Annotated in this window: 16 protein-coding genes; 10 read left to right on the top strand and 6 right to left on the bottom strand. The window is 68.4% G+C overall.

Annotated elements, in window-relative coordinates; all coding sequences use genetic code 11:
* Positions 1-145: 145 nt before the first annotated feature.
* From flgE to ACTJIL_RS07255, 5 genes are all read right to left on the bottom strand, one after another.
* Positions 146-1,366 carry a flagellar hook protein FlgE gene (flgE, locus tag ACTJIL_RS07275; RefSeq protein ID WP_440754871.1) on the bottom strand — a complete coding sequence of 407 codons (1,221 nt, stop codon included), beginning with the start codon at positions 1,364-1,366 and terminating at the stop codon, positions 146-148.
* Between the two features lie 55 nt (positions 1,367-1,421).
* Entirely contained in the window at positions 1,422-2,111 is a 690-nt protein-coding gene (locus tag ACTJIL_RS07270) for a flagellar hook capping FlgD N-terminal domain-containing protein (protein WP_440754870.1), read from the bottom strand.
* A gap of 26 nt (positions 2,112-2,137) precedes the next feature.
* On the bottom strand, positions 2,138-2,545 hold the full coding sequence (gene flgC / locus ACTJIL_RS07265) for a flagellar basal body rod protein FlgC (RefSeq protein WP_440754869.1): 408 nt from the start codon (positions 2,543-2,545) through the stop codon (positions 2,138-2,140).
* A 43-nt stretch (positions 2,546-2,588) separates the two neighbouring features.
* Positions 2,589-2,951: a flagellar basal body rod protein FlgB gene (gene flgB, locus ACTJIL_RS07260; RefSeq protein WP_440754868.1), complete on the bottom strand. Its 363-nt coding sequence runs from the start codon at positions 2,949-2,951 to the stop codon at positions 2,589-2,591.
* A gap of 121 nt (positions 2,952-3,072) precedes the next feature.
* Positions 3,073-3,993 (bottom strand): chemotaxis protein, encoded by a 921-nt coding sequence (locus ACTJIL_RS07255; RefSeq protein ID WP_440754867.1) that lies wholly within the window; start codon positions 3,991-3,993, stop codon positions 3,073-3,075.
* 184 nt (positions 3,994-4,177) lie between these two features.
* On the opposite strand from ACTJIL_RS07255, the gene flgA reads away from it, so the two are divergent.
* The 4 genes from flgA to ACTJIL_RS07235 all read left to right on the top strand — a co-directional run bounded on the left by flgA (position 4,178) and on the right by ACTJIL_RS07235 (position 6,866).
* Positions 4,178-4,867, top strand: coding sequence for a flagellar basal body P-ring formation chaperone FlgA (gene flgA, locus ACTJIL_RS07250; protein ID WP_440754866.1), 690 nt, complete (start codon positions 4,178-4,180; stop codon positions 4,865-4,867).
* 111 nt (positions 4,868-4,978) lie between these two features.
* Positions 4,979-5,290 (top strand): flagellar biosynthesis anti-sigma factor FlgM, encoded by a 312-nt coding sequence (gene flgM, locus ACTJIL_RS07245; protein ID WP_440754865.1) that lies wholly within the window; start codon positions 4,979-4,981, stop codon positions 5,288-5,290.
* A gap of 5 nt (positions 5,291-5,295) precedes the next feature.
* Positions 5,296-5,637, top strand: a complete 342-nt coding sequence (locus ACTJIL_RS07240; protein WP_440754864.1) for a flagellar protein FlgN — start codon at positions 5,296-5,298, stop codon at positions 5,635-5,637.
* The gene (locus ACTJIL_RS07235) at positions 5,634-6,866 is read left to right on the top strand and encodes an ATP-binding protein (protein WP_440754863.1); all 1,233 of its coding nucleotides are present in this window, start codon (positions 5,634-5,636) and stop codon (positions 6,864-6,866) included. Before ACTJIL_RS07240 ends, ACTJIL_RS07235 begins: the two co-directional genes overlap by 4 nt.
* A gap of 51 nt (positions 6,867-6,917) precedes the next feature.
* Here the strand turns inward: ACTJIL_RS07235 and ACTJIL_RS07230 are convergent, their stop codons facing one another.
* On the bottom strand, positions 6,918-8,654 hold the full coding sequence (locus ACTJIL_RS07230; protein ID WP_440754862.1) for an EAL domain-containing protein: 1,737 nt from the start codon (positions 8,652-8,654) through the stop codon (positions 6,918-6,920).
* Positions 8,655-9,162: 508 nt separating this feature from the next.
* Between ACTJIL_RS07230 and map the strand changes: the two genes are divergently transcribed.
* The 6 genes from map (at position 9,163) to dapE (ending at position 17,078) form a co-directional block, all read left to right on the top strand.
* Positions 9,163-9,939, top strand: coding sequence for a type I methionyl aminopeptidase (gene map / locus ACTJIL_RS07225; protein WP_440754861.1), 777 nt, complete (start codon positions 9,163-9,165; stop codon positions 9,937-9,939).
* A gap of 1 nt (position 9,940) precedes the next feature.
* Positions 9,941-12,565 carry a [protein-PII] uridylyltransferase gene (glnD, locus tag ACTJIL_RS07220; protein ID WP_440754860.1) on the top strand — a complete coding sequence of 875 codons (2,625 nt, stop codon included), beginning with the start codon at positions 9,941-9,943 and terminating at the stop codon, positions 12,563-12,565.
* The gene (gene dapD, locus ACTJIL_RS07215) at positions 12,562-13,491 is read left to right on the top strand and encodes a 2,3,4,5-tetrahydropyridine-2,6-dicarboxylate N-succinyltransferase (protein ID WP_440754859.1); all 930 of its coding nucleotides are present in this window, start codon (positions 12,562-12,564) and stop codon (positions 13,489-13,491) included. Before glnD ends, dapD begins: the two co-directional genes overlap by 4 nt.
* Positions 13,492-13,581: 90 nt before the next feature.
* On the top strand, positions 13,582-15,471 hold the full coding sequence (locus tag ACTJIL_RS07210) for a CocE/NonD family hydrolase (protein WP_440754858.1): 1,890 nt from the start codon (positions 13,582-13,584) through the stop codon (positions 15,469-15,471).
* Positions 15,472-15,553: 82 nt separating this feature from the next.
* Positions 15,554-15,913, top strand: coding sequence for a Spx/MgsR family RNA polymerase-binding regulatory protein (locus tag ACTJIL_RS07205; RefSeq protein WP_440754857.1), 360 nt, complete (start codon positions 15,554-15,556; stop codon positions 15,911-15,913).
* Between the two features lie 37 nt (positions 15,914-15,950).
* Positions 15,951-17,078, top strand: coding sequence for a succinyl-diaminopimelate desuccinylase (gene dapE, locus ACTJIL_RS07200; RefSeq protein ID WP_440754856.1), 1,128 nt, complete (start codon positions 15,951-15,953; stop codon positions 17,076-17,078).
* Positions 17,079-17,083: the final 5 nt, after the last annotated feature.

Genomic DNA, 17,083 nt, shown 5'->3' with positions numbered 1-17,083 from the left:
GGATTGGGGATTCGTGTGGGCGGGAATCGGGATTGGGTTAGGGAGACGTGCGGATCGGCGTCGTGTCTTTCGATCGATCCCGGAGACGGGCAATCGAGCGACGGCGCCGCTTCGTTCGCGAATCCCCAATCCCTAATCCCGGCCGTCAGCGGAGATTGATCACGGTCTGGGTGATCTGGTCCTGGGTCTGGATCATCTGTGCGTTGGCCTGGAAGTTGCGCTGCGCGGTGATCATGTTCACCAGCTGCTCGGTCAGGTCGACGTTGGATGCCTCCAGCGCGCCGCCCTGCACCAGGCCGAATTCCGAAGTGCCGGCAGCGCCGCGACGCGCGTCGCCGGAGGCGTAGGTTTCCGCCCAGCCGTTGTCGCCGACCGGTTGCAGGCCCTGCGGGTTGGCGAAGTTGGTCAGCGCGACCTGGCCGAGCGCGATCGACTCGCCATTGCTGTAGCGCGCGTTGACCACGCCCTCGGGCGAGACCTCGATGGTGCTCAGGCGACCGGTGGCGTGGCCGTCCTGGACCAGCGCGGAGACGCCGAATGCATTGCCGTACTGGGTCGAGGTGCCGAGCTGCAGGCTCACGGCCATCGGCGCGGCGCCGCCCGGTGGCGTGTAGGCCGGGAGCGCGATGTTGCCGGTGGCCGGCAAGGTGAGGGCGCCCGTAGCCGAGTATTGCAGCGTCTGCGCGGCGCCGACGTCGTTGCCGTCGATCTGCGTGTGCAGCTGCCATTCGTTGGGGTTGGCGGTCTTGACGAAGTACATCGATTGCGAGTGCGGCGCGCCGAGCGAGTCGTACACCGTCAGCGACGTGGTGTGGTTGTAGGTGGAAGGATCGTTGGCATCGAACGGCGTCAGCGTCGGCGCGGTGGCGTTGCCGGGCAGGTTGAGCCCGACTTCGACCTCGCCGGTCGCCAGCGGCGGCGAATCGCCGGTCGCCAGCCTCAGGTCGCCCATGCGGCCGGTGTCGAAGCCGTTGCCGTCGGCGTTGGGCAGGAACACCTGCAGGCGTTGGCCGGCCGGATTGACCACGTAGCCCTCGCGGTCGGCGCCGAAGTTGCCGGCGCGCGAGTATGACATCGCGCCGTTGCCCGACAGGGTGAAGAAGCCCTGTCCCGACAGCGCCATGTCGAGCGACTTGCCGGTGAAGTCGACGTTGCCCTGGCCGAACTGCTGGGCCACGCGCTGCAACCGCGCGCCGGCGCCGACGGCATTGCTCGCCAGGCCATATGCGGACACCGCGAACACGTCGGCGAACTCCGCACGTGACTGCTTGAAGCCGGAGGTGTTGGCGTTGGCGATGTTGTTGGAAGTGATGTTGAGGTCGGCCGAGGCCGCGTTCATGCCGCTGAGCGAAATGCGGAAACTCATGCTGTGCTCCTGGGTGGTGTGTCGGCCGGTTGCGCCGGACTGTTCGGTTCGGCGGTCAGCCGATGCGACGGACCGCGGACAGCGGGAAGCTGCCCAGGCCTGCGAGGTTGAGGGCGAGCCCGGTGGACTCGATCGAAACGCTGTCGACGTTGGCCTTGACGCAGAACGGCAGCAGGCCGTTGTCGTCGACGGTCGCGGGATCGGTGTTGCCGGCGACCGCGCGGATCGTGTAATTGCCCGCGGGAATGGCGTTGCCGGCGTCGTCGCGGCCGTCCCATGCGAATGCGGTCGCACCGGCGGCACCGGCCTCGACGGTCATCCGCCGCACGCGCGCACCGTTGGCGTCGAGGATGTCGACGGTGACCGGACCGGCCGCGGTCGCGGTGATCTCACCCTCGACACTGGCGCCGGCTGCCAGGTCGAGCGAATCGACCTGCACCAGAGCGTCGTGGCCGACCAGGGCCGCCGCGCGCAGGGTCTGGTCGGACTCCATCACGCTGGCCATCGCGCCCATCGCGCTCTGCATGCTGTCGATCCCCTGCACCGTGGAAAACTGCGCCAGCTGGCCGAGGAACTGCTGGCTGTCGAGCGGCTTCAGCGGATCCTGGTTCTTCAGCTGTTCGGTCATCAGGTGCAGGAAGTCGGCCTGGCCGAGTGTGCTGCTTCGCTCCTCCTGCTGCACGCCGAGGCCGAGCAGCGAGAAGCTGCTGTCGGCGGTGCCGCTGGTGCCTGGGATGGTGCTCATTCGGAATTCCTTGGTGGACGGTCGCGTCAGCGACCCATGTTCAGCGTGGCCAGGGCGAGTTCCTTGGCGCTGTTGAAGACTTCGACGTTGGCCTGGTAGCTGCGCGACGCGGAGATCAGGTCGACCATCTGCGCGACCGGATCAATGTCGGGCGCGTACACGTAGCCCTGGGCATCGGCGAGCGGATGGCCGGGTTCGTAGCGCTTGATCGGTGCGGCGGTACTTTCGCTGACCTGGTTCACCTGCACGCCGGCCAGGGCTGGATTGCCTGCCACGGGCTCGGCCGAGAAAACGGGTTGCTTGGCGCGGAACACCGCATCGGGATCGCCGGACACCGAATCGGCATTGGCGAGATTGGAGGCGATGGTGCTCAGCCGCACCGATTGCGCATTCATCGCCGAGCCGGCGACGTCGAAGATGGGCAGGTTGCTCATGCGGATTCCCCGTCAGCGCGCGGCGATGTCGTCGCAAAGGCGTTCATTGGCCGGTGATCGCGGTCAGCATCGAACGCACCTTGGATTCGACGAACGACAGCGACGCGCGGTATTCGAGCGACGCCTGCGCGAAGGCGGCGTTCTCGCGGTCGCCATCGACGGTGTTGCCGTCGAGGCTCGGCTGGGTGGCGGCGCGGACGTAGCGCGCCGACGCCGCGGCCGCGTCGAGCGCGTCTCCGCCGGCGCCGGCACCGGGCTGCAACGCCGCGTGCAGGGCGCTGTTGAAGTCCAGGTCCTGCGCCTTGTAATTCGGCGTATCGGCGTTGGCGATGTTGGCGCTGAGCAGTTGCAGGCGCTGCTCGCGCAGGACCAGCGCGGTGCCGTGGATGCCTAGGAAGTCGGACATGTGCCCTCCGGGGCGGGTTTCCCTCCCGGATCAGGCAAGTGGCGTGCCAGCCGCGGCCCCGGGGCGGTTCACCGGCAAGCGCGGAACACGCGGGAAGCGCCGGAACGCCCCGGCCGGAAACTCAGCGGGCCGCGCCGATCCGGGCCGCAACCCGTTGCGCCAGCTCGCGTTCGGAGTATTTCGGCACGAAATCGTCGGCGCCGACGCGCTCCACCATGGCCTGGTTGAACACGCCCGAGAGCGAGGTGTGCAGCAGCACGAACAGGCCGCGCAACGCCGGGTCGCGACGGATTTCCGTCGTCAGCGTGTAGCCGTCCATGGCCGGCATTTCGATGTCGGAGATCACCATCGCGTAGCGGTCGCACGGCGGCTGGCCGCCCTGTGCGAGCGCCTGCAGGTGGTCCAGCGCCTGCTTGCCGTCCGACAGCAGCGTCGCCTCGAGCCCCAGCTGCTGCAGCACCGAACGGATCTGGTTGCGCGCCACGCGCGAGTCGTCGACCACCAGCACTTCGCGCGGGCCGCCGCTGTCGGGCAGGGCGGTGAGCGAGCCGAGATCGCTGCTGCGCGGCGCCGATTCGGCCAGCACGCTTTCGACGTCGATCAGCTGGATCAATTCGCCCTGGTGGCGGGTCACGCCCGTCAGGTAATGGCACCCGCCGCCCGGCTCCGGCGGCGGCTGGATGTGCTCGACCGCGATGTTGACGATGCGGTCGACGCCGGCCACCAGGAAGCCCTGCACCGAACGGTTGAACTCGGTCACCACCAGGTAGCCGGGTTCATCGCCGTCGTTGCCGGAGTGGCCGATGGCGCGGGCGAGGTCAAGGACGGGCACGCTGCGTCCGCGCACGTCGGCGGCACCGGCGAACGCCGGTGGCAGTTGCGGCAAGGTGAACAGCCGCGGTCGCGGCAGCACTTCCTTGACTTTGAATACATTGACGCCAAAAAGCTGACGCGAGCCGAGCCGGAACAACAGCAGGGCCAGCCGGTTGTGGCCGGCCAGCCGGGTGCGTTGGTCGATGCGGTCCAGCAGGTCCTGGCTCATGCCCCGGTTTGTCGGCTGGCGTGCGGATTCCTTGAGGTGTGGTCGTCATTGCGTGGGGAAACTCCTCGGATCTGCTTGCACGCTCTCCCGGAGGGAGAAGGGCGCACATGTGCCCACGGCACGCCTCTTGCACGCACCACAACGACATCCGTTCGGGCCACAAGCCAGCAGGAGACCTCACGCCGTGGCAACCACCGCGCATCCCCCCGTCCGTGTCGGCGTTGCCATCGCGCTGCTGGGCTGGATCCTGCTCGCCGCCGGCCAGGCCGCTGCAGCCGGGCCACAGCCATTGGACGACATCCGCGCCGCCGCGATCGCCGCGCTGGGTGCCGCCGACGCGCAGTCGGCGGAAGCGGTCCTCGACCCCAGGCTGCACCTTGCGCAGTGCAGCCAGCCATTGCAGGCCATAGCTTCGGGGTCGAAAACCGCATTGGTGCGCTGCGCCGATACCCCGGGTTGGCGCCTGTACGTGCCGGTGCGCGTGCGTCGCGTGGCCGACGTGGTCGTGCTCGGCACGCCGGCCGCGTCCGGCGTGCCGATTTCGGCCAACCAGCTGATCGTCCAGCGGCGCGACATCGGTGACGCCGCCGGTGCGGCCTTCAGCGATCCTTCCGCCCTGGTCGGACGCATCCCCAACCGTGCGCTCGCGCCCGGCGTGGTGCCGACCGAAGCCGATCTTGCGATCGGCAGGCCGCTGCGCCGCGGCGATCCTGTGGTGCTGGTCTCGCGCACCGGCGGCGTCGAGGTACGCATGCCCGGCCGGGCGCTCGGTCCGGCTCGGGCCGGCGGCATGGTCGCGGTGGAGAACATGTCGTCCCACCGCGTCCTGCGCGGGCGGGTGGCCGGGGAAGGCGTGGTCGAGCTGCTGCCTTGACCGACGCCCACGGGACTGGTGTGCTGCCGGGGCATGGCCCGGCGGGAACGGCTCAAGTTCGCCGGGGACGGGCCGTTACAGTGCTCGACCGAGGACATCCAGGAGCGTGCCATGACCCAAAAGATCGACAGCGGGATGCCCGTCGCCCGGGCGTCGGAGGCTATCAATACGTCCGCCACGGCGCGTGCCGGCAGCGAACGCGGCCAGCCGATCGCCGCCGCCGCCGCGACCGACAGCATCCGCCTGACCGGCGAGGCCGAAGGCCTGCAGGCGCTCGAGCGCCAGCTCGGCGCCGCGCCGGCCGGCATCGACGTCGCCCGCGTCAACGCGTTGCGTGCCTCGATCGCCGACGGCAGCTATCGCGTCGACGCGCAGGAAATCGCCACCCGCATGCTCGACCTTGAGCGGCAACTGGGCGAGTAAAGGACATGGGCATCGCCATCGACCATCCGCTCGAGGCCCTGGAACGGGCCCTCAACGCCGAGCGTCGTGCCTTGCTCGAGCACGATGTCGATGCGCTGCTGGCTTCCACCGCCGACAAGCTCGCCGCGCTGCGCCGCGCCGAGACCGCGACACCGGATTCCGCTGCTGCCGAACGCCTGTTCGCGCTGCGCGAGTTCAACCAGGCCAACGGCGTCCTGCTCGCGCGCCGGCGCCGCGAAGTGGCCTGGGCGTTGCGCCACATCGGTCGCGTCGAGTCGACAGGCGTGTACGATTCCAACGGACAGTCCGGCGCCCGCCCGCAGGCGCGCTGTCTGGGAGTGGGATGAACCAGGCCAGCGACAAAACCGAACCTCGTGACGAGGACATTTTCTGGGCATTCGGCAAGACCGAGAACGCCGTGATGCTGGTCGACGGCGACGGCAGGATGACCCGTGCCAATCCGGCGGCGAACGCCTTGGCCGCGCGCGCCCTGCCGGCCGAGGCGCCCGACCGCCTGTTGAGCCTGCTTCCGGCCGAGGCCTGGACGGTTGCCCGCGAGACGGGGCGCTGGGCGGGCGAGATCGTCGCGAACGACGTGGTCATCGAAATCATCCTGCACTGCGGCGAGCGCGAGGGCGTGGCGCAGAGCATCGTGACCTTCGACGACGTTTCGCTGCGCAACGCCCGCCAGGTCGAGCTGCAGCAGCGCCACGACGAACTGCAGGCCGCGCACCGGCGTCTCGCGGGTGCGCAGGAACAGTTGCTGCAGTCGGAGAAAATGGCCTCGATTGGCCTGCTCGCCGCCGGCGTCGCCCACGAGATCAACAACCCGATCGGTTATGTCCATTCCAACCTCGGCACACTGCAGGAGTACATCGGCGCGTTGTTCGCGTTGATCGAATGCCATGAAGCGGTCCTGCAGTCCGACGATCCCGTGGCCGGGCGCAACGACGTGCTCGCCAAGCGCGAGCGCCTCGACATCGACTTCATCCTCGGCGATCTGCCCAAGTTGATGGTGGAATCGCGCGAGGGCATCGAGCGCGTCACCAAGATCGTGCAGGACCTGAAGGACTTCTCGTACGTCGGTCGCGGCGAGGAGATGCGGCCTTCCGACCTGCACAAGGGGCTGGAATCGACCCTCAACATCGTCTGGAACGACCTCAAGTACAAGGCCCGGGTCGAGAAGCACTACGGCGAACTGCCACTGGTCGAATGCCATCCATCGGAGATCAACCAGGTGCTGATGAGCCTGCTGATCAACGCCGGCCAGTCGATCGAGAATCGCGGCAGCATCGATATCGCCACCGGTGCCGAGAACGGCGAAGCCTGGATCAGCATCGCCGACACCGGCTGCGGCATCGCACCTGAGATGGCGCAGCGCATCTTCGAGCCGTTCTACACCACCAAGCCGATCGGCCGCGGTACCGGCCTCGGGTTGGCCATCGCCTACCGCATCGTCGCCAAGCACTGCGGCCGCATCGAGGTCAGCAGCCAGCCCGGTGTCGGCAGCACGTTCCGGGTGGTGCTGCCGGTGATGCAGCCGGAACGCGAGGCAGCCACGCCCCCGGAAGCCTGAAAGCGCTTTCGCCGCGACGAACGCGCTTTCGATTCTGATGCGGCGCGTCGATCAGTATCCGCCTTCGCCGGCGGCCCGTTGCTCGTGGGCACGAAACGCGGCCTGGATGTGGCCGCGCAACTCGTTGTCGTCCCAGGGCTTGGAGAGGAAGCGGTAGATCGCGCCGCGATTGATCGCCTCGGTGATCGTGGCCAGGTCGGTGTAGCCCGACAGGACCATGCGGATGGTGTCGGGATAGAGATCGCGCACCTTGGCGAGGAATTCGGTGCCGTTCATGTCGGGCATGCGCTGGTCGGACACGATCACCTGCACCGGGTTGCTGGCCAGCAGGTCGAACGCTTCGCGCACACCGCTGGCGGTGAGCACGTGGTAACCGTCGCGGCGGAACAATCGCACCAGCGAGCGCAGCATGTTTTCCTCGTCGTCGAGCAACAGCAGCGTGCGTTCCGGACGCGTGGCGGCGAATGCACCGGGCAGCAGGAAGCGACGGCGGATCAGTTCGCCGAGTTCTTCCACTGGCAGGGGCGGGCTGAACAGGTGGCCGAGGAAGAAGTCGCAATGGTTGCGACGCAGGAAACCCAGCTCGGGTTCGCTCTCCACGCCCTTGGCCGTGACCTTCATTCCAAGGCGATGTCCCATCGCGATGATGCCGCGCACGATCGCTGCGCTGCGCGGGTCTCTGGCGACGTTGCGGATGAAGCCACGGCCGATCTTGAGCCGGTCAAGCGGGTATTGCGCGAGCGCGGCGAAGCTCAATCCGCCCAGGCCGAAATCCTGGACGGTGAGGGTCGCGCCGAGTGCGCGCAGGCCGATGAGCGTGTCGTGGGTGCGGTGCGCGTCGAGCGCAAGCGCGCTCTCGGAAATCTCCAGCTCCAGCGCGCTTCCGTCTACGTGATGGCGGTGCAGTTGTTCGCCAACCAGGTCCAGGCAATCGGGTTGCGCGAGCAGCGAGCTCGAAAGGTGTATCGACAGCGACAGGTAATCGAGTCCCTGTTCGCGCCAGTCGGCAAGCTGACGTGCCGCGCTTTCGACCACCCATGCCCCCAGGTGCGCTGACAGTCCCACGCGCTCGACGGTACCCAGGAACCGGCTTGGCCGCAGCAGGCCGTGGTTGGCGGTGTTCCAGCGCAGCAACGCGCTGAATCCCGCCAGGCCTCCGTCCTGCGCATCGATCAACGGCTGGTAGAACAACTGCAGCTCATGCTTGCCGAGCGCTTCCACGAAGCGCTGTGCGAAACCGTCCTTGGATGCGGCCTTGCCGGAAGTCTCCGAGTAGAGGCCGACACTGTTGTGGCCCTCGCGCTTGATGTCGCGCAATGCATGCTCGGCGCTGGCCAGCAAAGAAGGCGCGTCGGCGGCATGGTCGGGGAATACCGCGATGCCGATCGAGAGCGTGATGGGCAGCGTGTAGGGCGGAATCCACAATGGCGTCTCGAAGGCGTCGCGCAGCATCTCGGCCAGCGCGGCACCGTCTGTTTCGCCGGGCAGGTAGCCGATCCCGGCCAGGAATTCGTCGCTCGACAGTCGCCACAACCAGCCGTCGTCGGGCATGGCCTTGCGCAAGCGCTGCGCGACGGCAGCGAGAACCTGGTCGCCGATCTCCTCGCCCATGTTCAAGTTGATCAGGTGGAACGTATCGATGTCGATGTGCAGCAATGCGAACTGGCGCTTGGTCGCCTTGGCCGTTGCCACTGCCGACGAAAGGCTCGGTCCGCCGGCGCCGAAGCGGTATAGCGAAGTCACCGGATCCACCGGAATCCCACCGAGTTCGTGGTAGTGCAGGTTCATGGCAAAGGATCGGGACCTGTCGGACGCTGTGGGCGTCGGCCACGCCGGAATCGGTGTGCGGCCGGAGGAATGGGCAAGTGTATGTCGATACCTGTCGGGCGATGTGCACCTGCGCACATTCCCGGCCGCGGTTGCTTGCCGTCACGCGCGTGGCATCGGCGGCAATGAAGCGGATCCACCCATGCGCACCACGCGGATCCGGACCAGGTTTCCGCTACGGGTATCGTCGACCGTGAGTCGCTGCGTCGAGTCGGGGAACGGCCATTGCCAGTTGCTATCCAGGCGCAGGCTGTCGCCGCGCTACCATCGGCGCAGGAAATCCCACTCGGCTTGCGGCCCATGCACGGTCGGACTGCCCTGGAAAGCGCACGCGTGACCTTTCATGGCACTTCCCGGCATGGTCCCGGGGCGCCGGTTATCCCCGGTCAGGGCCCCAGGGCAATGGGGTATTGGTCATCCCCCCGGGGCCAGCGTTCAGGCGGCCTGGCAAATAGGGGATAATTGACCTATGAGCATCCACCTGAAAACCCCTGCCGAAATCGAGCAGATGCGCGAGGCCGGCCGGCTGGCCGCCGAGGTCCTGCAGGTGGTCGCCCCGCATGTGAAGCCGGGCGTGACCACCGAGGAACTGGACCGCATCTGCCACGAACACATCGTCAACGTGCAGCAGGCGACTCCGGCCAACGTCGGCTACCGCGGCTATCCCAAGGCCACCTGCATCTCGGTCAACAACGTCATCTGCCACGGCATCCCGAGCGAAGCGAAGGTGCTCAAGGACGGCGACATCGTGAATATCGACGTCACCGTCATCAAGGACGGCTGGCATGGCGATACCAGCCGCATGTACTACGCCGGCACGCCGTCGGTGATGGCACGGCGGCTGGTCGAGGCCACGTTCGAGGCGATGTGGCGCGGCATCCGCGCGGTGAAGCCGGGCGCGACCCTGGGCGACGTCGGCCACGCGATCCAGCAGTACGCCGAGGGCGAGCGCTTCTCGGTGGTGCGCGAGTACTGCGGCCACGGCATCGGCAAGGTCTATCACGACGAACCGCAGGTGCTGCATTACGGCCGTCCCGGCGACGGCCTGGTGTTGCAGCCGGGCATGACCTTCACCATCGAGCCGATGATCAACGAGGGCACGCGCCACACCCGGGTGCTGCCCGACGGCTGGACCGTGGTTACCAAGGATCGCAAGCTGTCGGCGCAGTGGGAGCACATGATCGCGGTGACCGAGACCGGCGTGGACGTCCTCACGCTGGCGCCGGGCGACGACGCCGGCCACTGACGTGGCCAGCGCCGCACCTCCCGACGCGGCGGCTCCTGCAGGCGCGGACGACGAGGCGACCTGGCTGCAACTTGCGCGCGACACGCTCGCGCAGGCCGATGCCGCGCTGGCGGCGCGCTTCGACCGCGGCGAGACCGTCGACCGCCTGGTCGCGGCGCGGGCCCGCACCATCGATGGCTTGATCCGCGACGCCTGGTCGCGCTGCATCCCGGCCGACGCGCAGCTGGCGCTGTTCGCCGTCGGCGGCTACGGCCGCGGCGAACTCTTCCCGCATTCGGACATCGACCTGCTGGTGCTGGCAACCGAACCCGAGCAGCACGCCCGCCACGAGGCGCTGGCCTGCTTCTTCGCGTTGCTGTGGGACATCGGCCTGCAGGCCAGCCATGCGGTGCGCTCGGCGGAGCAGTGCACCCAGGCGGCGGCCGATCCCACCGTGCTGACCGCATTGCTCGAAGCCCGGCCGCTGGTGGCGGACATCGCCGACCGTGGTGCGCTGGAGGCGTCGATCGCCCCGGACAAGGTCTGGCCCGCGCGCGACTACTTCCTCGCCAAGGCCGAGGAGCAGCGCCAGCGGCACGCACGCTTCGGCGATACCTCTGACAACCTGGAGCCCAACCTCAAGGACGGCCCCGGCGGGCTGCGCGACCTGCATACGCTGGGCTGGATGGCGCTGCGCAGCTTCGGCGTGCGCGAACTCGATGCGCTGGTGGGGCTCGGCCACGTCGGTGCGGACGAGGCCGCCGCGCTGGAACGCGAGCAGCAGGCGCTCGGCCGCCTGCGCTTCGGCCTGCACCTGGTCGCCGGCCGCCACGAGGAGCGGTTGCGCTTCGACTACCAGAAAGCACTCGCCGCGCACCTGGGCTACGCCGACGATGCCCGCAACCTGGGCGTCGAGCAGATGATGCAGGGCTTCTATCGGTCCGCGGCGATCGTGCGCCGGATCAACGACCGCCTGCTGCAGCGTTTCGAGGAGCACTTCGATGGGACTGCCACGCCCGAGCCGATCGATGCGCGCTTCGAACTGCGCCGCGGTTACCTGGCCGCGCGCGACGAGGAATGGCCGCACGGCGATGCCGCGCAGGTGTTCGAACTGTTCGCCACCTGGGCCTCGCGGCGCGATGCACGCGGCCTGCACTCGCAGACCGCGCGCGCGCTGGCCGAGGCGCTGGACGTGGTGCCGGACTACACGGCGGCAGACCCGGCGCTGCGCGATCGCTTCATGGGCCTGCTGCGCGGCGAGCGGCCGGTACCGACGCTCGAGCGCATGGCGCGCCTGGGCGTGCTGGGGCGCTGGATTCCCGCGTTCGCGCAGGTGTCGGGGCGCATGCAATTCGACCTGTTCCATGTCTACACCGTCGACCAGCACACGCTGGCGGTGCTGCGCAATCTCGCTTCGTTCGGCAGCGAAGCCGCCGACGACCGATTCTCGATGGCGCACGAGGTCTGGCCGACGCTGCGCAAGCCCGAACTGCTGCTGCTCGCCGGGCTGTTCCACGACATCGCCAAGGGCCGCGGCGGCGACCATTCCGAAGTCGGCGCCGAGGATGCGCAGGCCTTCTGCGCCGCGCACGCGCTGTCGGCCAGCGACACCGCGCTGGTCGTGTGGCTGGTGCGCAAGCACCTGCTGATGTCGATCACCGCGCAGAAGCAGGACATTTCCGATCCGGCCGTGATCCATCGCTTCGCGACGCAAGTCGCCGACCGCGAGCGACTGGACTACCTCTACCTGCTGACCTGCGCCGACATCGCCGGCACCTCGCCGAAGCTGTGGAACGCGTGGAAGGACCGGCTGCTCGCCGACCTGCGCACGTCGACGCGGCTGGCGCTGCGGCAGGGCCTGGAGCATCCGGTGGCGGCGATCGAGCACATTGCCGAGACGCGCGCCGCGGTGCGCGGCCTGCTGTCGGCGCGCGGCATCGACGACGACGAGGCCAGCACGTTGTTCCTGCGCTTCCCCGAGTACAGCTTCCTGCGCGCGCGGCCCGACCAGATCGCCTGGCAGGCGCTGGCGCTGCGCGACCGCGAACCGGGGCAGGTGGTGGTGGCGGTGCGCTCGCTGGATGCCGGCGACCACGCGCTCGAGGTCTTCGTGCATTCGCCCGACCGCGACGGCCTGTTCGCTGCGATTGTGATCAGCCTCGACCGCCTCGGCCTGGAAATCCAGCAGGCGCGCGCGCTCGACGGCCCTGGCGGGACGATCTTCGACAGTTTCCAGGTGCTGCCCGGCGACACGCGCCAGCCGCCGTCGGTGGCCGACATCGAGCGCCGCCTGGCCGGCGCGCTGTCCGGCCCGCTCGAACGCATCCACCCCGCGCGACGCACCCAGCCACGCCACCTGCGGCATTTCCGCATCGTCCCGCGCATCCAGTTCGACGATGGCGCCGACGGCGGGCAGACCGTGCTCAGCCTCGTGTGCACCGACCGTCCGGGCCTGCTGGCCGACATCGCGCACGTCCTGCGTGCGCGCCGGCTGCGCGTGCAGGACGCGCGCATCGCCACCTTCGGCGAGCGCGCGGAGGACGTGTTCCGCATCACCGAATCCGACAACACCGCGTTGAACCCGGACAGCCGCGCCGCCTTGCGCGATGCGCTGCTGTCCCGCATCGATGGAGAAGCGAACCGATGAGCCCGCCCAAGACCGCCAAGAAGAAAGTCGCCAAGAAGGTTGCCAAGCAGGCCGCCAAGCAGACCGCGAAGAAGGAAGCGCCGAAGCCTTCGGCCAACGACGAACTCAGGTTCATGGTCGAAAGCGCATGGGAACGGCGCTCCACGCTGACGCCCGAGGAGATGGAAGGCTCGACGCGGCCGGTGGTGGAGCGCGTGATCGAGGGCCTGGAAAGCGGCGAGTTCCGCGTTGCCGAACCCGATGGCCATGGTGGCTGGACCGTCAACGAGTGGCTGAAGAAGGCCGTGCTGCTGTATTTCCGCGTCCAGGACATGGAGCTCGGGGAATCCTACCCGGCGCCGTTCTGGGACAAGATCCCGCTGCGTTTCGAGGATTTCGACGAGGCGAAGTTCCGCAAGCTCGGCGCGCGCGTGCTCCCGGGCGTGATCGCGCGCTGCGGCAGCTACATCGGCAAGGACGTGGTGCTGATGCCGTCGTTCGTCAACATCGGCGCGTACATCGGCGCCGGGACGATGGTCGACACCTGGGCCACGGTGGGCTCCTGCGCGCAGGTCGGCAAGCACTGCCACATCTCCGGCGGTGCGGGCATCGGCGGCGTGCTGGAACCGTTGCAGGCGGCGCCGACGATCATCGAGGACCATTGCTTCATCGGCGCGCGTTCGGAAGTGGTGGAAGGCGTGATCGTCGGCCACCACAGCGTGATCGGCATGGGCGTGTTCCTCGGCCAGTCGACCCGCATCTACAACCGCGCCACCGGCGAGATCAGCTATGGCGTGGTGCCGCCGGGGAGCGTGGTGGTGTCGGGCTCGTTGCCGGCAGCCGACGGCTCGCATTCGTTGTACTGCGCGGTGATCGTCAAGCAGGTCGATGCCAGGACGCGCGCCAAGACGTCGATCAACGAATTGCTGCGCGGGTTGGCAGATTGAGCGCAATGCCCGGGCAGGCGTGACTTCCGGCAGGGGTGGCGCGTGGCGGAACGTGCGACACAAGCCTGATCGCCACTGGGGAGTCGCGCAATGAGAATGCCGTTTGCCGCCGCGTTGCTGATGGCGGCCCTAGTCGTTGCCTCCGCGGCGCCTGCGCAGGACCTGTCGCGCTACAGCGACGAGGGGCTGCGTGCCGAACTGGACGCCATCGCCGAGACCGAGACCGCGGTGCTCGTGCCGATGCGCGACGGCAAGGGGCTGTCGACCAACATCTGGCGTCCCAAGGGCGCCACCGGAAAGCTGCCCACGGTGTTGTGGAAGACGCCATACAACGAACACAAGGTGCGTGGCGGCACCGCGCGCTACGCGATCGAGGCGGTGCGCCGCGGCTACGCTTTCATCGTCCAGAACGAGCGCGGCCGCTACTTCAGCCAGGGCAAATACGAGATCCTCGGCTATCCGCAGACCGACGGCTACGACGCGCTCAGCTGGATCGCGGAGCAGCCCTGGTCGAATGGCAAGGTCGGCACGCTGGGCTGTTCGTCATCCGCCGAATGGCAGCTCGCGCTGGCGGGCATGAACCATCCGGTGCATGCGGCGATGGTGCCGATGGCCGCGGGCGCCGGCATCGGCAAGGTCGGCCCGTTCTGGGAGCAGGGAAACTTCTATACCGGCGGCGTGCCGCGGACCCTGTTCGCGGTGTGGATGTATGGCGTGGACAATCCGCTGCGCGCCGAGCTGCCGCAGGATCTCAAGGGCAAGATGCGCGCGCGCGTTGCGCAGTACAACGACCTGGATGCGACGAAGCCGGACGTCGACTGGAAGAGGCACATCCGGCACCTGCCGTATGCCAGCCTGCTGTCGTCGCTGGACGAGCCGCCGGGGACCTTCGAGATGCAGATCGCGCGCGGTCCCGGCGACCCGGGCTGGAAGAGCGGCGGCCTGTACGACGATTCGATGGGGTGGGGCGTGCCCGCACTCTGGTTCAACAGCTGGTACGACGTCTCGATCGGCCCGAACATGGCCCTGTACAACCATGCGCGCACGGTGGGAACCGACCGCGAGGCCAGTGCCAACCAGTACGTGGTGGTGGGGCCGAACCCGCACTGCCAGTTCGCGAAACTCAGCGAGCACTACAAGGTCGGCGACCGCGACATGGGCGATGCGCGCTTTCCGGTGGATGACCAGGTCTGGGCGTTCTTCGACCGCTGGCTGAAGGACAAGCCGGCCGCGTTCCCGGCGGACACGCCGCACGTGCGCTACTTCACCATGGGCGCGAACCGCTGGCAGTCGGACAGCCAGTGGCCGCCGAAGGCCGCGCAGCCGGTGCGGATGTACCTGCGCTCGGGTGGCCATGCCAATTCGCTGTACGGCGACGGCTTGCTGTCGTTCGACGCGCCGGCCGGCGACGAGCCGCGGGACAGCTACCGGTACGACCCCGACAACCCGGTGCAGACCATCGGTGGCGGCGACTGCTGCAACGGCGGCCTGGTGACCGCCGGCGCGTTCGACCAGCGACAGATCGAATCACGCAACGACGTGCTGGTGTACACCAGCGAGCCGCTCGACGAGGCGATGGAAGTCAGCGGCTTCGTCGATGCGGTGCTGAAGGTCTCCTCCAGCGCACGCGACACGGATTTCGCGCTCAAGCTCGTCGACGTGGCGCAGGACGGCACCGCCTGGATCGTCGGCGACACCATGCTGCGCGCACGCTACCGCGACAGCTACACGCGGCCGGAGCTGATGCAGCCGGGGCAGGTGTACACGCTTCGACCGACGCCGATCACCACCTCGATCCAGTTCGGGAAGGGACACCGCATCCGGGTCGAGGTCACCAGCTCGAATTTCCCGAAGTTCGCCCGCAACCTGAATACCGGTGGCGACAACGAAAAGGAAAGCGAGCCGGTGGTGGCGGACAACGCGGTGCACCACGCCGCAGACGCGGCCAGCTACATCGAACTGCCGGTGGTCAGGCGCTAGCGGCGCGCGCGTGGCGGCCATCCGGTCGCCGTGCGCGGCGGTTTTCGGCATCATGCCCGCATCGCAAGGAATGGAACGGGGCATGACCACCACGCTGTACGGCCTGAAGAACTGCGACACCTGCCGCAAGGCGCGCAAGTGGCTCGACCGCTTCGAAGTCGCGCACGACTTCGTCGACTACCGCGACGACAAGCCCGCGCCGGAGACGCTGGTGGAATGGGCACGGCAGGCCGGTGGCTTCGAGACGTTGATCAACAAGTCCTCGACCACGTGGCGGCAGTTGCCGGACAACCGCAAGGGAGCGGCGTCGGAAGCGGAGTGGAAGCTGCTGCTGCGCGAATATCCGCAGCTGATCCGCCGCCCGGTGGTGGTCACCGACGACGGCGTGGTGACCCAGGGGTTCAGCGACAACGGCTTCAAGAAGCGCTTCGGCGTTTCGTAGGGCAGGCCGGGGCCCGCCCCGCGGCTACGATAGGCACATGAGCGAAGTCCTGCACCTTGCGCGAGAGCTGATCGCGCGCCCTTCCGTCACCCCCGACGATGCCGGCTGCCAGCCACTGATTGCGCAGCGCCTGCGTCGTGCAGGCTTCGCCTGCGAACACCTGCGCTTTGGCGAGGTCGACAACCTCTGGGCGACGCATGGCGAGGGCGGTCCGGTGCTGGTGCTGCTGGGCCACACCGACGTGGTGCCGCCGGGTCCACTGGAAGCCTGGGCCAGCGACCCGTTCGTGCCGGAAGTGCGCGACGGCTCGTTGTACGGCCGCGGTGCCGCGGACATGAAGGGCAGCGTCGCGGCGTTCGTCGTCGCGCTCGAACGGTTCGTTGCCGCGCATCCGGATCATGCCGGCACGATCGCGCTGCTGCTGACCTCGGACGAGGAGGGCGACGCCATCGACGGCGTGCGGCATGTGGCGCGGGTGTTCGGCGAGCGCGGGCAGCGCATCGACTGGTGCATCACCGGCGAGCCGTCCTCGACGGCGGTGCTCGGCGACCTGCTGCGCGTCGGCCGCCGCGGTTCGCTGTCGGCGACGCTCACCGTGCGCGGCGTGCAGGGCCACGTCGCCTACCCGGACAAGGCCCGCAATCCCGTCCACGAGGCGTTGCCGGCGCTTGCCGAGCTCACCGCGCGGCGCTGGGACGATGGCTACGAAAGCTTTCCGCCGACCAGCCTGCAGGTCAGCAACATGGATGCGGGGACCGGCGCCAGCAACGTCATCCCCGGCGAGCTGCGGGTGCTGTTCAACCTGCGCTACAACCCGCACTGGACGACGGCGCGGCTGGAGGCGGAGATCGAAGCGTTGCTCGCGCGGCATGGCCTCGATTTCGAACTGTCCTGGCATCGCAGTGGCGAGCCGTTCTTCACACCCGAAGGCCCGCTGCGCGCCGCCGCGCGCGAGGTGCTGGCGGCCTTCGCCGGCGCAGCGCCCGAGGAGAGCACCGGCGGCGGCACCTCGGATGCGCGCTTCATCGCGCCGTTGGGTGCGCAATGCATCGAGGTGGGGCCGGTGAACGCCAGCATCCACAAGGTCGACGAGCATGTGCGCGTGGCCGATCTGGAAGCGTTGCCGGACCTCTACCTGGCGCTGATCGAGCGCCTGCTCCCGTAGGTCGG

Source organism: Luteimonas sp. 22616, assembly GCF_052044325.1.
In the GTDB taxonomy this organism is placed as follows: Bacteria; Pseudomonadota; Gammaproteobacteria; order Xanthomonadales; family Xanthomonadaceae; genus Luteimonas.
Note: the sequence above shows the minus strand (reverse complement) of the source record. Positions and strands in the feature narration are given on the sequence as shown.